The sequence below is a fragment of the Providencia sp. 6390 genome (assembly GCF_058148425.1).
This window is the reverse complement of the sequence record NZ_JBYVYL010000001.1, coordinates 302,164-320,909: the sequence shown is the minus strand read 5'-3', so window position 1 is coordinate 320,909 and position 18,746 is coordinate 302,164. Positions and strand designations below refer to the sequence as shown.

14 protein-coding genes and 1 pseudogene are annotated in these 18,746 nt (G+C 41.2%); 7 read left to right on the top strand and 8 right to left on the bottom strand.

Annotated features, from left to right (window positions below; genetic code table 11):
- Window positions 1–8: 8 nt before the first annotated feature.
- Together pdxB and AC3Z9T_RS01555 are read right to left on the bottom strand one after the other, a co-directional pair.
- Window positions 9–1,139 carry a 4-phosphoerythronate dehydrogenase PdxB gene (gene pdxB / locus AC3Z9T_RS01560; RefSeq protein WP_490124454.1) on the bottom strand — a complete coding sequence of 377 codons (1,131 nt, stop codon included), beginning with the start codon at window positions 1,137–1,139 and terminating at the stop codon, window positions 9–11.
- Window positions 1,140–1,348: 209 nt separating this feature from the next.
- Window positions 1,349–2,164 (bottom strand): AraC family transcriptional regulator, encoded by an 816-nt coding sequence (locus tag AC3Z9T_RS01555; RefSeq protein WP_490124453.1) that lies wholly within the window; start codon window positions 2,162–2,164, stop codon window positions 1,349–1,351.
- 98 nt (window positions 2,165–2,262) lie between these two features.
- On the opposite strand from AC3Z9T_RS01555, the gene AC3Z9T_RS01550 reads away from it, so the two are divergent.
- A complete protein-coding gene (locus AC3Z9T_RS01550; RefSeq protein ID WP_490124452.1) occupies window positions 2,263–3,198 on the top strand; it encodes a DMT family transporter in 936 nt (311 codons plus the stop codon).
- Between the two features lie 196 nt (window positions 3,199–3,394).
- On the top strand, window positions 3,395–6,727 hold the full coding sequence (locus AC3Z9T_RS01545) for an SEL1-like repeat protein (protein WP_490124451.1): 3,333 nt from the start codon (window positions 3,395–3,397) through the stop codon (window positions 6,725–6,727).
- A 97-nt stretch (window positions 6,728–6,824) separates the two neighbouring features.
- Here AC3Z9T_RS01545 and AC3Z9T_RS01540 read toward each other — a convergent pair whose 3' ends face one another.
- The 5 genes and pseudogenes from AC3Z9T_RS01540 to tctD form a co-directional block, all read right to left on the bottom strand.
- Entirely contained in the window at window positions 6,825–7,307 is a 483-nt protein-coding gene (locus AC3Z9T_RS01540; RefSeq protein WP_490124450.1) for a glutathione peroxidase, read from the bottom strand.
- 259 nt (window positions 7,308–7,566) lie between these two features.
- The gene (locus AC3Z9T_RS01535; protein WP_490124449.1) at window positions 7,567–7,773 is read right to left on the bottom strand and encodes a hypothetical protein; all 207 of its coding nucleotides are present in this window, start codon (window positions 7,771–7,773) and stop codon (window positions 7,567–7,569) included.
- 621 nt (window positions 7,774–8,394) lie between these two features.
- Window positions 8,395–8,554 (bottom strand): annotated as a pseudogene (locus AC3Z9T_RS01530) (RNA-guided endonuclease TnpB family protein); the annotation flags it as partial.
- Window positions 8,555–8,969: 415 nt separating this feature from the next.
- Window positions 8,970–10,388, bottom strand: coding sequence for a sensor histidine kinase (locus tag AC3Z9T_RS01525; RefSeq protein WP_490124448.1), 1,419 nt, complete (start codon window positions 10,386–10,388; stop codon window positions 8,970–8,972).
- Entirely contained in the window at window positions 10,385–11,053 is a 669-nt protein-coding gene (gene tctD / locus AC3Z9T_RS01520; RefSeq protein WP_490124447.1) for a transcriptional regulator TctD, read from the bottom strand. Before tctD ends, AC3Z9T_RS01525 begins: the two co-directional genes overlap by 4 nt.
- Before the next feature lie 285 nt (window positions 11,054–11,338).
- Here tctD and AC3Z9T_RS01515 point away from each other — a divergent pair, with 285 nt between their 5' ends.
- The 4 genes from AC3Z9T_RS01515 (at window position 11,339) to AC3Z9T_RS01500 (ending at window position 14,938) form a co-directional block, all read left to right on the top strand.
- On the top strand, window positions 11,339–12,313 hold the full coding sequence (locus tag AC3Z9T_RS01515; RefSeq protein WP_490124446.1) for a Bug family tripartite tricarboxylate transporter substrate binding protein: 975 nt from the start codon (window positions 11,339–11,341) through the stop codon (window positions 12,311–12,313).
- 12 nt (window positions 12,314–12,325) lie between these two features.
- Complete coding sequence (locus AC3Z9T_RS01510) at window positions 12,326–12,757, top strand: tripartite tricarboxylate transporter TctB family protein (RefSeq protein ID WP_490125124.1); 432 nt, start codon at window positions 12,326–12,328, stop codon at window positions 12,755–12,757.
- 10 nt (window positions 12,758–12,767) lie between these two features.
- The gene (locus AC3Z9T_RS01505) at window positions 12,768–14,282 is read left to right on the top strand and encodes a tripartite tricarboxylate transporter permease (RefSeq protein ID WP_490124445.1); all 1,515 of its coding nucleotides are present in this window, start codon (window positions 12,768–12,770) and stop codon (window positions 14,280–14,282) included.
- Window positions 14,283–14,446: 164 nt separating this feature from the next.
- Window positions 14,447–14,938, top strand: coding sequence for a hypothetical protein (locus AC3Z9T_RS01500; RefSeq protein WP_490124444.1), 492 nt, complete (start codon window positions 14,447–14,449; stop codon window positions 14,936–14,938).
- A 67-nt stretch (window positions 14,939–15,005) separates the two neighbouring features.
- Here AC3Z9T_RS01500 and fabB read toward each other — a convergent pair whose 3' ends face one another.
- The gene (fabB, locus tag AC3Z9T_RS01495; RefSeq protein ID WP_490124443.1) at window positions 15,006–16,220 is read right to left on the bottom strand and encodes a beta-ketoacyl-ACP synthase I; all 1,215 of its coding nucleotides are present in this window, start codon (window positions 16,218–16,220) and stop codon (window positions 15,006–15,008) included.
- Between the two features lie 205 nt (window positions 16,221–16,425).
- Between fabB and mnmC the strand changes: the two genes are divergently transcribed.
- Entirely contained in the window at window positions 16,426–18,474 is a 2,049-nt protein-coding gene (mnmC, locus tag AC3Z9T_RS01490) for a bifunctional tRNA (5-methylaminomethyl-2-thiouridine)(34)-methyltransferase MnmC2/FAD-dependent 5-carboxymethylaminomethyl-2-thiouridine(34) oxidoreductase MnmC1 (protein ID WP_490124442.1), read from the top strand.
- Window positions 18,475–18,746 lie beyond the last annotated feature (272 nt).

Sequence of the window (18,746 nt, the reverse complement as noted above, 5' to 3'; positions counted from 1 at the left end):
TACCATGATCACTTCATTAAATATGCATTAAAGCCCAGTGCAGATAATTGTGATGCAACCTGAGTATCGTCGCAACTGATGTTGAGAGACGACCACTCACGGCGCTCTTGATAGTGTTTGCGTAATTTGTCGAATTCACCGGGTACTGCGGCGACTTCACGCAATGCAGCGTCGTCGCGACGCACATCATACACGAGATGAACCAGTCTTTTGAGCTGACTTTGCGTTAATTTACCCTGAAATGTTAGTGCGCTAATTTCAGGTGTAGGTAATAAAGACGACAACGCAATGCTATCTGGTTTACCCAAAAATTGGCAATATGCCTCATAGACTTGGGTTGTACCGCGCGCTTTACCTTCAAGGGTATAACCTGCAATATGTGGTGTGCCGATGTCGACCCATTGAAGTAATTCAAGATCTAAATCAGGCTCAGGCTCCCAGACATCCAAAATAACGGAAAGGTACTTACCTTGTTTTAAAAGTGATAATAAGGCTTGATTATCCACTACTTCGCCACGACTCGCATTAATCAGGATCGTACCATCACGTAAAGTAGCTAAACGTTGAGCATCCATTAAATGATAGGTTTTATCAGCCCCATCCATATTCAGTGGCGTATGGAAAGTCAGCACATCCGCTTCAGACAAAACAGTTTCTAAAGGTAAAAAGTCACCTTGGCCTTCTGCTTGCGCGCGAGGAGGATCACATAATAATGTTTTTACTCCCCAAGCGGTCAAGCGGTTAGCTAAACGGCCACCAACATTGCCAACACCGACAATCCCGACAGTTTTATCACGTAAATCGAAATTATCACGTTCCGCTAACATCAATAACGCAGAAAATACATACTCAACCACCGCAATGGCATTGCAGCCTGGCGCTGAAGAAAATGCAATATTGGCTTGATTGAGCCATGCAGTATCAACATGATCAAAACCCGCTGTTGCAGTGCCTACAAACTTAACTGGCGTATTACTAAGTAATGCACTATTCACCTTGGTAATTGAACGTACCATGAATGCATCGGCATCAAGCAACTCACCTTCAGGCACCGGACGCCCCGGAACAGCGGTTACTTTACCTAGTTTGCTAAATAATTGCTGAGCATATGGCATGTTTTCATCGACTAAAATTTTCACTGAGTTCGCCCCAATATCATTACGCGTCTTTTAAATAAAAAATACAAATTATACTCTAAATAATTCATGGCGCAGCTAGGCGACAAGCAAACGAGTCGCTAGGAGCATAGAAAACACTGTGGCGTGAGTGAGTGTAGTCACCATACCTCAACGAAAATCGCTGCGACTTGAAGTATGACAAGTATTTTGCCACGTTCTAGCACCATTTCCTATGTACGATTTAATTCGCTTAACGATTCTTTAGTGCGAAAACGATCGGGGGTAACCCCTGATATTTGCTGGAACATAGCGATAAAAGCTGATGCCGAGCTATAGCCGACATCCAGAGCCACTTCATGAACACTTTTTCCACGTTCTAAGCCTGCTACGGCATGTAAATAACGCAAACGCTGCCGCCATTCACTAAATGACATGCCAAGTTCTTGCTGACAACGACGTGATAAGGTTCGCTCAGAGGTATAGCTGCGCTTAGCCCACTCCGATAGAGTCGAATTATCTGTAGGATCTCTTTGTAGAGCGTCTAAAATTGGCGCTAAAAATTTATCTTTCGTCATCGGCAGATAGGTATCTTGACAAGGTGACAGTGCAAACTGATCGACTAATACACTGGCTAAACGCTTGTCTTCGTCAGTTTGAGGCTCGACAACCCCCCGCTGATACAAATCGGACATGATAGTCTGAAAAATAGGGCTTAGCCGAACCACACAAGCGCGAGAAGCTAACTTGCCGCTAAGGTTTTGTGCAAAATCGATGATACGAAATTTAACACTTTGTTTATTAAAACTGGCATGCTGAACATCAGCAGGTATCCAAATACAAAATTCAGGCGGCGCTAGGTAGTGCTTACCACCAACTTCCATTTCCATGATCCCACACACCACATACAATAATTGCCCAAATGAATGTGAGTGAGATTTATACTCAGTCTGTGTATCAATTTGTTCATGACGTAAGGCAATAAATGCTGGTTCAATAATATTGCATTCATTGATTTGCCGTTTTGATGTGTTTTTAATTTGTTTCATGAATGTTGTCTGAAAACCGTTATCGAATGTCTGATTATCAGTATATATAAAAAATCTGACAAGGCTATACTAAAGCCATCATTAGGGAGAAGCGTTTCATGAAAAATTTAATCTTTCCGTTAATAGCGGTTTTACTGTGGTCAATCAATGCGATTGTCAATAAAGCAGCTGCCACTGCCATCGATCCTGCCGCTATATCTTTTTATCGTTGGGCGTTAGCGCTACTAGTCATGACACCATTTGTGTTGCGTTCGGTACTCAGACATTGGTCGATTGTGAAAAAACATTGGTGGCAATTAGCCATTTTAGGGGCGCTGGGTATGATGCTTTATCAAAGCCTTGCATATTATGCAGCCCATTCAGTCAGTGCAACCTTTATGGGGATCATGAACTCATTGATCCCACTGCTAACCGTTGTGATCAGCATATTTGTACTACGCGTCATTCCAACTGTGGGTATTTTTATCGGTACATTACTGTCATTGGTTGGTCTGGTTTGGTTGGTGAGTCAAGGCAACCCTGCGACCCTATTTTCTCAAGGGCTCGGTACGGGTGAATTATTAATGCTAATTGCCTCTGCTGCTTATGCACTGTACGGCGTCCTGACTAAGCGTTGGTCAATTCAACTATCCAGTTGGGATTCACTCTATGTGCAAATTTTCTTTGGTGTGATCCTGTTAATACCTAACTTTTTATTGGCTGATGATGTTTCACTTAATAGCCATAATATTGGCCTAGTTGCCTTTGCAGGGATCGCCGCATCAATTATCGCACCAGCCATGTGGATCCAAGGTGTGATGCGTTTAGGCGCCAATACGACGTCTATCTTTATGAACTTAGCGCCAGTATTTACCGCTATTATCGCCGTTTTCGCTCTCGGTGAGGAACTGAAGAGCTATCATTTACTCGGAGGTGGCGTGGTATTATTAGGCGTGATGTTAGCGCAACAATTACGTACACCACTGACTCATCTTTTCAAGAGCAAAAAACACATTGAACAGAAAAAAGATTGCGTAAACGATAACTGTCAGTAAAATTAGTTTTCAAGCAATGCAATGTCGTAATCCATATGCCCCACTTATGTGGGGCTATGTTTTTATTTAAAACATATACCCATTAATTATTAAATAAATAATCTTAATTTGATTTATTTAATAAAATACCAACAAGTTAAATGTTACATAATGGATTAATTCACTAATATTATGATGAATGTGTAAAAGGATAGCCATGCTCCCTAATATCAAGCTTCTAATAATGCCGATTATACTTTTAACTACATTGATGGGCCTATGTTTTATTTCATCAACAAGTCAACTATCACCATTAGCATCCAGTTATGCATCTTCTCTGCCAAGTGATACCCAAAAGGATTTAATGGCACTTCCCGAAAATACCAATAATGACTTATCAGCAATAGTGAGCCTTCCTGCTATTTTTTCAACGATTGTTGACGATGAATATGCAAAAAAAGCTTATTTTCTGTATCAAATCTATAGTGGTGATACACATGGAAAGGTTTTAAACCCCGATTGGATACAAGCTCAAAAATACCTTCAGCTAGCTGCTGAGCTTGGGCATCAAGATGCTTTAATTATAATGATTAAACAGTCAACTAACATTTTAAATTCACCAGGCGAGTATCTTAATGGCCAAGCCCAAAAATATATCAATACGCTGCTAGAAAAATATCCTAATTCGCCAAAAACACTTATCACGCTAGGAAATCTCTATACTGACTATACAATACATTTTTATGATCCTGAAAAATCATTTGAATTCATTCAAAAAGCTAGTGAAATATCACCATCAGCAGATATCAACTATGAATTAGCCAAAAAATACGCTCTAGCGCTAGGCACAGAGCAAAATTTAAAAAAAGCGATCAGCCTTCTGCAAGCAAACATTGCTAACAATCAATTAGTACAAGATAGTCAATATGCATTAGCACGACTCTATTTTCAATTTGATATATCCGATGAAATTGAAAAAGACTTCGCTATGAATATAGTCAAAGAAAGTGTTGAAAGAAATGAAAATGCCTTAGCTCCAGATTATAGCTTAACACATTACTATGCGGACTATCTTTTAGAACAAGATCCGATTAATAATAGAGAATATGCTTTTTCATTATACAAGAAAGCAGACAACTATTTTACTGATGCGCCAATACATCATGCATTAGCGCTAATAAAGTATAAAAAAAACGAAAAAAACAAAGCTATCTTACTTATTTTATTAACCTTAGAAACAGATCAAAAATATCATTACCTCACCAATGAAGAACGCCAAAATGCTTATGACCTGCTATTTAAATATGCTCTTAAACATCCTAGTGCAATCCAATTTCTTATTAACCAGTCATTCAATAATGAGCAAGTAAAATCAGTCATTCTACCATTATTAAATCAGGATCCTAATGTAAGGTTTAAATATGCCATAACAAATATTGGACATATGAATGACCAGAATAAAATTGATGAAAAGGAATTAGCACTACATTATCAAAACATAATTACAGCCGCAGAATTGGGCTCCATTGATGCCATGCTGTTTATTATTCATGGTGAATTTGATAATAACCGCCTATTGGGAGCTCTTTATAATAAGAGATTTGACCAACTCACAGGTACAACACAAAGTACTCGCTTGATGTGGCGTAATAAATGCGCGGATCAAGGAAGTAACCGCTGTTTAGCCGAACTTGGTAAGCTTTACCAATATGGGCAATCTGGCGTCGAAAAAGACTATTCGAAAGCACTTGCATATTATAAGCGTATTCATGTGACACCTGATAACTATGAATTTCTAAATTATGAATCAGATATGAAGCTTATTGAAAAAGAGCAACAAGAATTCAATAAACTACTCATTCAATACAACAATAATGATGCTGAAGCCACCCGCAAACTAGCAGATATCTATCGACTCGGTAAATATGGGCAAAAAAAAGACAACGTTAATTGGCTAAGATTTCTAGATCAAGCGGCAAACTTAGGCAGTGCTAAAGCCTTATATGAATTATGGTCCTATTATGAAAATGAAGGCCAGCTCGAAAAATACAGAACTAAAATCATGAGTTATTACAACAAGCAAATCGCCTCAGGTAATCAATCTGCGGCTCTCGATTTAGGCTTAAATTATTTATATGGATTACACCTTGTTAATGCAGATCGAACGAAGGCTCGTGAGTTATTAAAGAAATCAGGTAAAGATGGCGAGCGCTATCTCACTGAGATGGATAATTTTGATGCGAAATATAATTTAAAAGATAAAGATGCAGACACTAATCTTAAGCTAGGTATTGCCCATACATATGGCCGAGGAGCCAGCATAGATTATTTAAAAGCTCGACAATATTTTAAAGCCGCAGGGGAACAAGGGGATCAAGGATCCGCTTATGCCTATGTTAGATCATTACAAAATGGCATTTATGATTATAAAAAAAATCGCTGGATAGTAGAGCCTAATTGGGATGAAGCCATTGCATGGTTAAAAAAACACCCTCTCGCATGTTGTCAGGAAGATGAACTTTTTCGCTATGATACATTAGTATTACCCGCGTTAAATAATGATATTAATGCGACACTAAAACTTTCCCATTGGTATATTGAGCAACAACAACACACTGCTGCCGCCTATTGGTACAATAGAATACTTGATAGAAAAGATTTAAATCTCATTATCCCTGCCCTTGATAAAATCATTACTGATACCGACAAAAAGCGTGAATTGTACTCAGCAGGAACCTTGAGAAATGACTTATATTCTAAAGTGCACTTTGCATCTTTAGCTGTAAATAATAGCAAGGTTGCTACAAACCCTGAACTCTACCAATCACTGATTCAATTTCTGTATGAAGGATTAAACTCAAACGATGCTATCCTTTCAGATCTTGCATTTAACTCTTTACTGACAGTGTATCGAGATGGTGGCGAACGATATAGTTACAAATTCCTTAATCCCATAAATGAAAAAGCGTATATCGAGCTATTGGAGTCACAGTCTAAAACACGTAATGATGCTCTCATATTATTGGCTGAAAATTATACCGACAGCGAACCTAAAAAGGCGCTAAAATACGCTCTAGAGGCTTATGAAAGAGGTGATATTAAGGCAGTCAACTACCTACATAGCTTTTATTATGATCACCTTTATAGTGGTGATGATAATTTCGAGCAAGCAGCTAAATACCTAAAAGAATTTCTCGATATGAGAGAAGTCGCTGATAAAGAGATCGCCAAAAAGCTTCCCGTTACGACTGAAAAAATAAGGTATATTGCCAATATTTATTTCGAAGGTTTTTACAATATAGAGCAAAATCTCGACAAAGCGATTGAAATGTATGAATACTTACTAAGGTATCAACCTGAAGTTGCATTAGAGAGACTGTATCAGGCACATATTCTCAATGGCAATGCCATTGAGGCTTATTACTATGCATTAATTCTCAATCTAGATACCGATAATGTGACAATGTTTAATACGCTAACCGATGCACAACGTGAAGCTATCAAGATACGCGCACAAAATTATATCGATAGTCAAAATACTAAGAAGTAAATCGCGGCAATAGAGCGCTAAATCTGACAGATAGGTCTGAGTGAGGGGCTGACATTATCCTTTCACAGACAATCAGTTTTGCAAAAGCGCTCTACAATTAAATTTCAAGTGCGGCAAGGATTGCAGGTTCCATTTTTTCTGGGGTCATGATTGGTGCAAAGCGCTTGAGCGGTTTACCGTCACGACCGATCAGGAACTTAGTGAAGTTCCACTTGATCCGTCTTCCCATCAAGCCAGGCAGTTCGCCTTTCAGATAACGAAACACCGGATGTGCGGCGCTGCCATTAACATCAACTTTTTCGAACATTGGAAAGCTCACACCGTATTTAATGTAGCAAGTCTGAGTGATTTCCTCAGCACCGCCGGGTTCCTGTTTGCCAAACTGATTGCAAGGAAAGCCAAGCACTACCAAACCTTGAGCTGCGTATTTCTTGTAAAGTGCTTCAAGGCCCTCGTATTGTGGCGTAAAGCCACAATGACTGGCTGTATTAACGACTAGCACTACTTTACCTGTGTAGTCCGCCATAGAGACAAGCTGACCGCCAAGACTTGTCGCTGTCAATTGATAAAAGGTGGTCATAGTAGGATCCTCAAAGCAGAGCCAATCGATATTGATATTGCCATAATACATTGCTATCAGGTCAGGGGGATGGAAAACTAATCGAGTTCCTGATGACATGGCAGAACTGAAATCGTGTGCAGATTATCTTTGCAAATTCGAAAGAAAAAAACAACAAGCAGACAAGCTTTAAGCGGCCTCTCATTGATTGATATATTACGATGTTAGCTCTACGTGTATTTTAGCATAAAGGAGCCTCTGGCTCCTTTTAGTTAAATATTTAGTAAATGCTGTATTCTTCGCTGTCATTGATTGAATATCTGGTCTCTTCATTCTTTTTACGAAGATCCCGAGCAAGCGATAGAATCTCAGTATTGGCTGAGATCAGGGAAGGTGCTGATACTTCCTGAGCAACGATGCGGTTTTTCTGCTCCCGACGGAACTGGTTTATCCGTTTCCAGTCGGAATCATTTTTGTTAGTTGGCACTTAATGATCCTCCCGAGAAAGTAACACAAACATCACCGTTCATACTATAGACAGATTTCATGTGCGGGGCAATTCGAATCTCCTTACGGTAACAGGCATAATACATACTCTCGAAAACTTCATCGAAAGAAGGTGTTGTTAATTTAACTAACTCAATAGGAGCAGAGTATGTACGATCATGAAACAATCCTGATGCGAAGTACGTGAAATTCTGGATAACGACTCGCGGTTTATGAAAAACCACACAGACAGGGCCATCAAGCTGTACTGTCACGTTAGTAGTAACCACATTATAGAACGCAAAATAACACATGATAAATGCTGCCGCACTTACCGCATACGTCTGAAATATAAGAATAATCTTTACGGCCGGGTTACTGTTTTCAATGGCATCGATAAGAGCAATAGCATCCTGAATTGCCCCACCACTATTATGGCTAAAATAGATTAATATCTATTCAGATGACGTTGCATTATTAATATCATTAATGGCTTTAGTAATTCTAGGATCATTAGCCCTAATATTGCGAGGAATATATATCTTAATTTTATTCATTTCAGTACATCCATGTTCATTCAGTGTGGCTGCTCCTCGCCGTAAACGACGAAGCTTCCCACTTCTCAGGCCGCTACCGTTTGTATCACGGATTTACGCTGGCCTCCATGGGCAGAGACGACGAGTCCCGCCGCCTGTAATGCCTGTTTCCCCCTTCTGCCGGATGTTGAGAGCCGCATTGATATTACGAGCATGTTCAACTCGGTATTCTCTACATTGCCAGAGACTGCTCATCGATAGGGTGTCCGTATATTATCATGATGAATTGAGCGCATTGCAGGGTTCCTGAAGGAGTTTATCCGAAAAAGACACCCTGTCAGTCTGTGGATGATATATTTGATTTTGCAACAAAGTCCCGCAGGAAATGCTTTGACGATTGCTCTTAAAAGCCCTCAAGGCTTTTCGCCTTATCTCTCCGCCCGCATAGGGCGAAGGTTTACGGCGGATTTTGCTAAGGTTCATTTTAACAGTAAGAACCGAATAACTTACCATTCAATTTTTACTGTTCACCTTTTGAAGTCGCGTACAGCATCAACTTCCGTTTCTAGCACAAAAAAACTGCCAGATTTGATTGGATTTTTCATCATCGCCTGAGCTAATACCGCCAATTTTACTCTATTAACGCTCTATACTTTTCTCATCACTGACTAGTTTGAAACACCACTCTAGCCAACAAACCGCCCAACTCATCGCCTTTTAATAATTGCAATTCGGTACCATGATAAATCGCGATATCTTTTACCAGTGCAAGGCCAAGACCTGATCCTTCCATCGCTAATGCGTTATTTAAACGCGTAAATGCTTCCATTGAACGATTCACTTTTTTATTTGGGATGCCGGGGCCTGAATCCTCCACTTCCAAAATAGTATGCTGTTTGTCCTCACTGAGTTGTATACGTACCGTCACAATGCCATTAGCAGGCGTATATTTAATCGCATTATCAATTAAATTCGCACACATTTCAGAAAGTAAAATCGGCTCGCCTTTGATCCAGGACTGTTCCTCACCTTCATAACCTAAATCGATCCCCTTACTTTCAGCTTGCCCCAATCGGGTAAAACAAGCTTGCTGTACCAATTCCACTAAATTAATCGCACGGTATTGGCGAATCGCTTCTTTCTCATGAGCTTTTAAACGTGCTAACTGCAACAACCGGTCAGTTAATGCGATAGTGCTATCCAAGGTGTTATTAATGGCATGTAAACTTTGCTGACGTTGCTGTTCGTCATCGCTGTTTAACGCCACAGAAACTTGCGTTTTCAGCACGGTTAATGGTGTTTTTAATTGATGGGAGGCATCAGCACTAAAGCGTTCTTGGCGTTTCACCATTCTCTTTAATCTTTCTATATAACGATTCAATGCATCCACCAGCGGTGATAGTTCTGACCACGGTAATACATCAGGTATTGGTGTGAGATCGTTTGCAGAGCGCCCCATCATTAGATAAGACAATTTTTTGAGTGGTGTTAATAATTTACTCAATAGCAAATAAGCTAACACCAGTGTCAGAAAAACGACTGTGCCTTGGCTCATTAATGATGAAATCAATAATTGGCGAGCAAATTCATGCCGCGAGGCAACCGTTTCTGCCACACGGATTTCAACCATACCCATCATACCGCCTTCATTCACGGGTTGATAGAATGAAGCGACACGGATCGGTAAGCCTTTATATTCAGCATCGTAGAAATAGACCAGTGCGGTGTATAACTGCGAACGCATCCAATGTGGGGGGATCTCCGGTAAGTCATCATAACCTGAGATGGTTTCACCACTCGGCGAAATAACTTGATAAAACAAGCGGTCATTAATGTTGCGCTCAAAACTGTCTAACACAACATAAGGCACATCAACAATTAGGTTCCCATCTTGTACCTGTAAACGTTCAGCCACCGTTCTTGCCGATGAAAGCAAGGTGCGATCATAAGCTTGGTCTGCAGCATTTTTGGCACTGTAATAATGGGTATAAACTGTAAAAGCACCCAAAACAATAAGGGGGATACCGAAAAAGAGCAGCAACTGATGAAAGAGAGAGTGTGGATGAGAGACTAATTTCATACACTACACTGCTCTAGTCGGTATCCTAATCCGCGAAGAGTATTGATGTTAACATCTGTTCCCGAAAGTTTTTTTCTGACTCGATGCACATATAATTCAATACTCTGTAAATTGGCTTCATCGGAGAGGGAAAAAACCTGCTCAAATAATTGTGTTTTTGATACAGGACGCCCACGACGATTGAATAAGGTATTAAGTACAGCAAACTCCCTTGGTGTTAATGCAAGTGGCTCTTGGTTCAACAAAAAGTAGCCTTCTTCATGATAGCAAAGTGAACCAAAACGTTGCTGCTCATTAACTTGCCCCTGACTACGACGTAGTAAAGCTCTAATACGAGCCTCAAGCTCAGCTAAATCAAACGGCTTAGTCAAATAATCATCGGCACCTGCATTCAGACCTTTTACTCTATCTGCAACATCTGAATTAGCCGTTAGTAGCAAAACGGGTAGCTCTTGACCACGTTTACGCATCTGCGCCAGAACCTCGAAGCCGCTCAGCCTTGGCAAAGAAACATCCAATACCACCAGTGAATAACTTTCTGTTTGTAATAACTGATCGGCTATGGCGCCATCACTGGCAATATCAACGGCAAAGCCTGTCGAGCTAAGGGCTTTTTGTAACCACATTGACAACTCGTCATGGTCTTCCACTAACAAAATTCTCATTATTTATATACTCATTTAATCGAATTTTGCGTATACGTTCGCACTAACTTCTACGTAATGAAAGACTTAAACACAATATTTTCAGGCCAGCTCACAACTATACCTCACGCAAACAAATTAACATTAAATTAACAATTAAAAACAATTAATAATAAACAATCTGATATTCATCACAAAAAAACAACTTTACTTGTTAATGAAAGGTAAATGAAAGCTTAGTGAGCCCATGATGTTGGCGAGAAAAACAACAATGACATCTCTTTATTTGATTTCGTGAGGAAAAAAATGAAAAAAATATCATTAACCGCCGTTGCCACAGCCCTTTTTTTCGCTAGCTTACAACAAGCCAGTGCCCTACCCGATCGTACTGAATGTATTGCTCCAGCCAAACCAGGAGGCGGCTTCGATTTAACCTGTAAATTAGTTCAAGTTTCGATGCTTGAAACCAAAGAAATAGAAAAGCCAATGCGAGTCACCTATATGCCTGGTGGTATTGGTGCCGTTGCCTACAATGCTATCGTGGCGCAGCGTCCAGCAGAACCGGGCACGATAGTCGCATTCTCTGGAGGCTCTTTACTCAACCTCGCACAAGGGAAATTTGGACGTTATAACGAAAACGATGTGCGCTGGTTAGCCAGTGTTGGCAGTGATTATGGCATGATTGCCGTTCGAGAAGATTCCCCCTATAAAAACCTGAAAGACTTAATGGAAACGTTCAAAAAAGACCCTAACAGTATCGTCTTCGGAGCAGGTGGCTCAATTGGCAGCCAAGATTGGATGAAAACGGCCTTGCTGGCTAAACAAATTGATGTTGATCCACGCAAAATGCGTTACGTCGCATTTGAAGGCGGCGGTGAAACATTAACAGCTTTACTGGGGAACCATATTCAAGTCATGTCTGGTGACATGAGTGAAATGGCACCTTACCTTAACGATGGCAAAGTACGTGTATTGGCGGTTTATTCAGATAAACGCCTCAGCGATGGACTTGAAAATATCCCAACTGCAAAAGAACAAGGTTATGACATTGAGTGGCCAATCATTCGTGGTTTCTATATGGGACCTAAAGTCTCCGATGAAGATTATAACCAATGGGTTGAAGCCTTCCAAAAACTCCAGCAAACCGATGAATTCAAAAAACAACGCGAACTGCGTGGGTTATTTGAATATAACTTAACCGGACAAGAACTAGACAGTTACGTTAAAAAAGAAATCGAGCAATATCGTGAGCAAGCTCGCTCATTTGGTTTAGTTAAGTAACGGAGGCTGATGATGAGCCAGCGCATATTTGCCATAGTTTGGCTGATATTGTGTGGGATCGGTCTATATATCGGCTGGGGCATCCAAAGTGAGTTCTCATACGAACCACTGGGGCCTCGGCCTTTCCCGATAGCCATACTTTCATTGATGGCGTTGTGTGCATTCATGCTACTTGTGGGCAAGCAAGAAGCCATTGAATGGCCTAAGCCTTATGTTTTACGTCGCTTAGCACTGCTGATCTTATCATTAGTGATCTACGCATGGGTATTTGAATGGTTAGGCTTCCCGCTATCCACCAGCCTATTGACCATCAGTATTGCACTATTGTTTGGCGCAACACCGATTGCCGCAATCATTTCAGGTCCAATACTGGGTGTCGTACTGTTTTATGCCTTCGATAAACTACTTGATGTCACCCTGCCTATTGGCAATCTGTTTACTTGAGGAGATAGCCATGGAAACTTGGATGTATCTTTCGCAAGGATTTGAAGTCGCATTAGTACCTCAAAACTTGCTGATCGCCCTTATCGGTTGTTTTATTGGGACCGTGGTTGGCATGCTACCCGGTTTAGGGCCAATCAATGGTGTCGCGATACTGCTTCCTTTAGCCTTCGCATTAAAACTACCTGCGGAGTCAGCGTTAATATTATTAGCCACCGTCTATTTAGGCTGTGAATATGGCGGCCGTATTTCCTCTATTTTGCTCAATGTTCCCGGTGATGCCGCAGCCATTATGACCACTTTAGATGGTTACCCGATGGCAAAACAGGGCAAAGGTGGAGTGGCATTATCTATCTCAGCAGTAAGCTCATTTATCGGTTCAAGTATTGCTATTGGTGGCATCATTTTATTTGCACCACTGTTAGCTCAATGGGCTTTGGCATTCGGTCCCGCTGAATATTTCGCCCTTATGGTATTTGCTATCGCCTGCCTTGGCAGCATGATGAGCCAAAATCCAATTAAGTCATTGCTAGCAGCATTAATTGGCTTATCTTTTGCTACCGTGGGCGTTGATGCAAACTCAGGTGAATACCGCTTTACTTTTGATAGCGTACATTTATCTGATGGGATCCAATTTATCGTTATTGTTATTGGCTTATTCTCTGTCAGCGAAATTTTATTGATGCTAGAAGGCACCGCCACAGGGCAAGGCCTGATCCGCAAAACTGGTCGTATGCTATTTAACCGCAAAGAAGCTAAAGAATGCGCAGGGCCAACACTGCGCTCCTCATTTATTGGTTTTTTTGTCGGTGTACTACCCGGCGCAGGCGCGACGATTGCCAGTGCTATTACCTATATGACGGAGAAAAAAATCAGTGGTGCAAATAGTCAATTTGGTAATGGTGATGTCCGCGGTGTTGCAGCCCCTGAAGCGGCAAATAACGCTTCTGCCTGTGGCTCCTTTATCCCAATGTTAACACTCGGTGTGCCTGGCTCAGGAACCACTGCAGTAATGATGGGGGCATTGACCTTATATAACATTACACCCGGCCCAGGTATGTTTACGGAGCAGCCTGATATTGTGTGGGGGCTAATTGCAGCATTGCTGATCGCAAACGTGGTTTTATTGGTTATGAATATTCCATTGATTGGCCTATTCACCCGCATGCTTACCGTACCACTGTGGTTTTTAGTACCCGCAATCGCTACCGTCTCTGCTGTTGGAGTATATGCGGTTCACAGTACCACTTTTGACTTATTACTGATGATGGGCCTTGGCGTGTTTGGCTATATATTACGGAAAATGAATTTCCCACTCTCACCGCTGATCTTAGGTTTTGTTCTTGGTGAAATGCTGGAACAAAATCTACGCCGCTCTTTATCAATCAGTAATGGTGAATTCAATATTTTATGGAGCAGCACCATCTCACAATGTTTACTGGCAATGGCGGTATTAGTACTAGTATTACCGCCAGTTATTAAATTAATTCGCAAAAAGCGCCAACAGCCGTCTCACATCACTGAATAACGTTACTCGCAACAACTCCCTGTAACATTTTGCCCCAATCTATATTTGGGGCATTTTTTATTTAATCATCTCATTGATTCCATTAAAAATCAGACAATCTCTATGTTAAAAATACAATTCAAACTTTACAGTGATGTTATTCATCAACTTGGAATAGCCATAATATGTTTATTCAAATATTCACGCGTCTGTTTAAATGGCGTCCCAAACCACTTACTCACAATCAATATGCCAATGTTTTAAATGATAACTATCAAATCAGTAGCGAACACCCGACGACACTAACTTATAAAGAAAGTGGCTATTTATTGGTTAAAACCGTTGGTAAAGTGTACATCTTTTGCAATGGTGTATTAGTTTTACGTTTAAAACATAACACCAGTCTCATTACCATTGGTTGGATTGGTAATAAAACCCAGATCCTCGATATCAAACACAACTTCACCACTTCGTCACACAGTTATACATCCTCAAATAGCAATACCCATTCAACCACCACAATCACTAGCTATACTGAAAGCAGTTCATCAAGTAGCTCTTCGGGTAGTGGGCATCGTTCTGCCAGTCATCATGACAATTATAGTAGTCACACATCTAGCAGTGACTCAGGTAGCTGTGACTCAGGAGGAGACTCAGGCGGTGGTAGTTGCGATTAATTTAAGGATAAAAAAGAGCGGGAAGCTTAACGCCCCCGCTCTCCCTAAGAGTCACCACAAATATCGATTAACTTTTATACTTGCTCATCACTAACGTTGCATTAGTACCACCGAAACCAAAGCTATTTGACATCACAGTCTCTAGCGCTTGTTCCGTTGGTTTAGTGACAATATTCAAGCCTTCCGCTTTAGGATCTAAAGTCTCTACGTTAATACTTGGTGCAATAAAACCATGCTCTAACATGAGAAGACTATAAATCGCTTCATGTACACCCGCTGCGCCCAATGAGTGACCACTCATTGCTTTGGTTGCAGAAATAGCTGGTGAGTCGTTACCAAAAACTTCTTGGATAGCTTCAAGCTCTTTAGTATCACCAACAGGTGTTGAAGTACCGTGAGTATTGATGTAGTCAATTTTGCTATCAAGACCATGCATCGCCATTTGCATACAACGTACTGCACCTTCACCTGAAGGAGCAACCATATCTGCACCATCAGAAGTTGCGCCGTAACCGACGATTTCTGCATAAATGTGTGCACCACGCGCTAGCGCGTGTTCCAGTTCTTCAACAACCACGATACCGCCGCCGCCAGCAATAACGAAACCGTCACGGTCAACATCATAAGTTCTTGATGCTTGGCTTGGCGTCTCATTATATTTAGTCGACAATGCACCCATAGCGTCAAATTCACAGGTCATTTCCCAGCTCAGCTCTTCACCACCACCAGCAAAGACCACATCTTGCTTACCTAATTGGATCAATTCAACGGCGTGGCCAATACAGTGTGCTGATGTTGAACATGCAGAGCTGATTGAGTAGTTAACACCTTTAATTTTAAATGGCGTTGCTAAACAAGCAGAAATACCGGATGCCATTGCACGAGTGACCATATAAGGACCAACACCACGTAGACCTTTTGCACGCATGCCATCAGAACCCGCAACTTGGTTGCGAGGAGAACCACCACCAGAACCGACAACTAAGCCAGTACGTAAATTAGAAACTTGTTCGTCAGTTAAACCCGAATCACTAATTGCCTGCTCCATAGACAGGTAAGCGTAAACAGAGCAGTCGCTCATGAAACGGCGGATCTTGCGGTCAATTAAACCGTCAGTATCCATTTTTACATTACCCCAGACGTGGCTACGCAGCCCCGCCTCTTTGAATTCTTCTGAGAAAGTGATCCCGGAACGACCTTCCTTCAGAGAAGCCAGTACTTCTTCCTGGTTATTACCAATACTGGAAACAATACCCAGGCCAGTGATGACTGCACGCTTCATTCATTACCTCATGTCTTTTAATAATGTGAGTACGGGATTTATAGGGTGTCACTTTAGCTTACACTTGTAAGCTGAACAAGTCCGATCAGGGTAAATATTTGTATTTTTTTCTTATCTGCGATAACAACATTTTTGTTCAAAGGTAGCCTTGGTGGCTGTTCAGCGCTAAAATTCAACTATTATTTTAATATTATTAGGCATAAGTGTGAAAAAGTCAGCAGTTCAAACAGCCCGCCTTAGCTGGAACGACGAAGGCACTCCAATCTCAGAACAATTTGATGACGTCTACTTCTCTAATCAAGATGGTTTAGAGGAAACCCGTTATGTTTTTTTACAGGGAAATCAATTTCCAGCGCGCTTTGATAACCACCCGTTCGAAACCTGTGTTATTGCGGAAACAGGCTTTGGGACTGGCTTAAACTTTCTCACTTTATGCCAATGTTTTGAAGAGTTTAGCCATAATCACCCGCACGCTACCTTGCAACGCTTACATTTTATTAGTTTTGAAAAGTATCCACTCAGTCAAGATGACCTTAAAGCGGCGCATAGCCGTTGGCCTGAGCTAGCTGAGCTCTCAGCGATGCTCTGTGAACAATGGCCTCAACCACTTCCTGGCAACCATCGTATTATATTAAAAAATGGGCTAATCACTCTTGATTTATGGTTTGGTGATGTAAATGAACAATTACTACAACTTAATAACAATTTAAACAATAAGATAGATGCTTGGTTTTTAGATGGATTTGCACCTTCAAAGAATCCTCAAATGTGGAGCGAACAACTGTTCGCTGCAATGGCTAAATTTGCTCGCGCGGGAGGAACTTTTGCCACCTTCACCTCCGCGGGTTTTGTTAAACGAGGTTTGCAGCAAGCAGGTTTTACTATCAAAAAAATTAAAGGTTTTGGCCGTAAACGTGAAATGCTTACGGGTAACTTAGCTGATAAAAATGACGAAATGATGACACCTTGGTTTGCTCGGCAAGCCGCGTCAACAGCCGATGACGTTGCAATCATTGGTGGTGGGCTCGCCAGTTTAACGAGTGCCTATTCGCTGGCCCAGCGGGGCGCTCGTGTGACTGTTTATTGTAAAGATACGCACGTCGCACAGAATGCGTCAGGTAATCGACAAGGAGCGGTTTACCCATTGCTTAACGGCAAAGCAAATGCATTAGAACAATTTTTTGTCAGCGCATTTCCTTATGCACATCGCTTTTATCATCATCTCAGTCGTCAAGGGATCCAATTTGATGGGCAATGGTGTGGCGTTTCTGAATTAGCCTACCATGAAAGAAGTCGTCGTAAAATTGACTCAATGCTACAAACTCAGTGGCCAGAGCAATTTGCCGCAGAAAAAAGCCGTGAACAACTGACCCAATTAGCGGGTTTAGATGTTAATCACTCAGGTATTCATTATGCTAATGGCGGTTGGTTGTGCCCTGCGCAGCTTTGTGAAAGCTTGATGCATCATCTCTGCGAAAAAGGTGTGATATTTTATTTTGAGCACGATATTAAAAAGCTGCAACACAGTGCAGAAGGTTGGCAATTACATGCAGAAGTTCAAGGACAGCAGCAATCCGTTGTACATCAAACTGTCGTGATTGCGAATGGCCATCTTCTGAACCAATTTACCCAAACCGAAAAACTACCAGTTACCCCAGTTAGAGGGCAAGTCAGCCATATTCCTACAACACCAATATTAGGGCAATTAAATAATGTACTCTGTTATGAAGGCTATTTGACCCCCGTAAACCCAGCGAACCAACAACACTGTATTGGCGCCAGCTATCAGCGCAATCAGCTTGATTTTGATTATAGTGAAACCGAGCAACAAGAAAATCGCCAAAAATTACTGGATAGTTTGCCTGATGTAGCATGGACTGAAAACGTTGATGTTTCAGGGAAGCAAGCACGCCAAGGTATTCGTTGTGTGATCCGTGACCATATGCCACTGGTCGGTAATGTCCCCGACTTTACTCAGCTAATGACTGTGTATGAAAATTTATCTGAACAATTAGGCCAACCAACGGATATTCAGCCAGCACCTGTTCATCCTAATTTATTTATATTGGGTGCGCTTGGCTCACGGGGGCTTTCTACCGCACCTTTATGCGGTGAGTTACTTGCAGCCCAAATCTTTAATGAGCCGCTACCATTAGATGATGAAACATTAGCGGCATTGCACCCTAATCGATTTTGGGTCAGAAAATTATTAAAAGGCCGTGAGGTAAAAATCAAACCTCCAGTTAGTCAATAAATGAACATTCAAAAAGCCTCTTGCGACATAGAGGCTATTCATTGTGTATTGTAAAATTTAAATGTTTTTTCTACGTTTACAATACCATCTGCTAAACCAATTGGTGATATAGATATAGCAAAATATCACTAACGTGATGATCAAAATATCCATATTCAGTGTATTGGTGTCAAAGCCAATAATACTAATAAACAGGGTTGGCGATAAAATTAATAGCAATACATCAAAAAAAAGCTGCAGCCGATAAGGCTTAGCTGAGATGATATTCCAAA

Bases quoted from the DNA above. Each gene is read 5' to 3' on its own strand.
- AC3Z9T_RS01555 (WP_490124453.1), bottom strand. From the start codon at position 2,164: ATGAAACAAATTAAAAACACATCAAAACGGCAAATCAATGAATGCAAT.
- AC3Z9T_RS01550 (WP_490124452.1), top strand. From the start codon at position 2,263: ATGAAAAATTTAATCTTTCCGTTAATAGCGGTTTTACTGTGGTCAATC.
- AC3Z9T_RS01545 (WP_490124451.1), top strand. From the start codon at position 3,395: ATGCTCCCTAATATCAAGCTTCTAATAATGCCGATTATACTTTTAACT.
- AC3Z9T_RS01540 (WP_490124450.1), bottom strand. From the start codon at position 7,307: ATGACCACCTTTTATCAATTGACAGCGACAAGTCTTGGCGGTCAGCTT.
- AC3Z9T_RS01525 (WP_490124448.1), bottom strand. From the start codon at position 10,388: ATGAAATTAGTCTCTCATCCACACTCTCTCTTTCATCAGTTGCTGCTC.
- tctD (WP_490124447.1), bottom strand. From the start codon at position 11,053: ATGAGAATTTTGTTAGTGGAAGACCATGACGAGTTGTCAATGTGGTTA.
- AC3Z9T_RS01515 (WP_490124446.1), top strand. From the start codon at position 11,339: ATGAAAAAAATATCATTAACCGCCGTTGCCACAGCCCTTTTTTTCGCT.
- AC3Z9T_RS01510 (WP_490125124.1), top strand. From the start codon at position 12,326: ATGAGCCAGCGCATATTTGCCATAGTTTGGCTGATATTGTGTGGGATC.
- AC3Z9T_RS01505 (WP_490124445.1), top strand. From the start codon at position 12,768: ATGGAAACTTGGATGTATCTTTCGCAAGGATTTGAAGTCGCATTAGTA.
- AC3Z9T_RS01500 (WP_490124444.1), top strand. From the start codon at position 14,447: ATGTTTATTCAAATATTCACGCGTCTGTTTAAATGGCGTCCCAAACCA.
- fabB (WP_490124443.1), bottom strand. From the start codon at position 16,220: ATGAAGCGTGCAGTCATCACTGGCCTGGGTATTGTTTCCAGTATTGGT.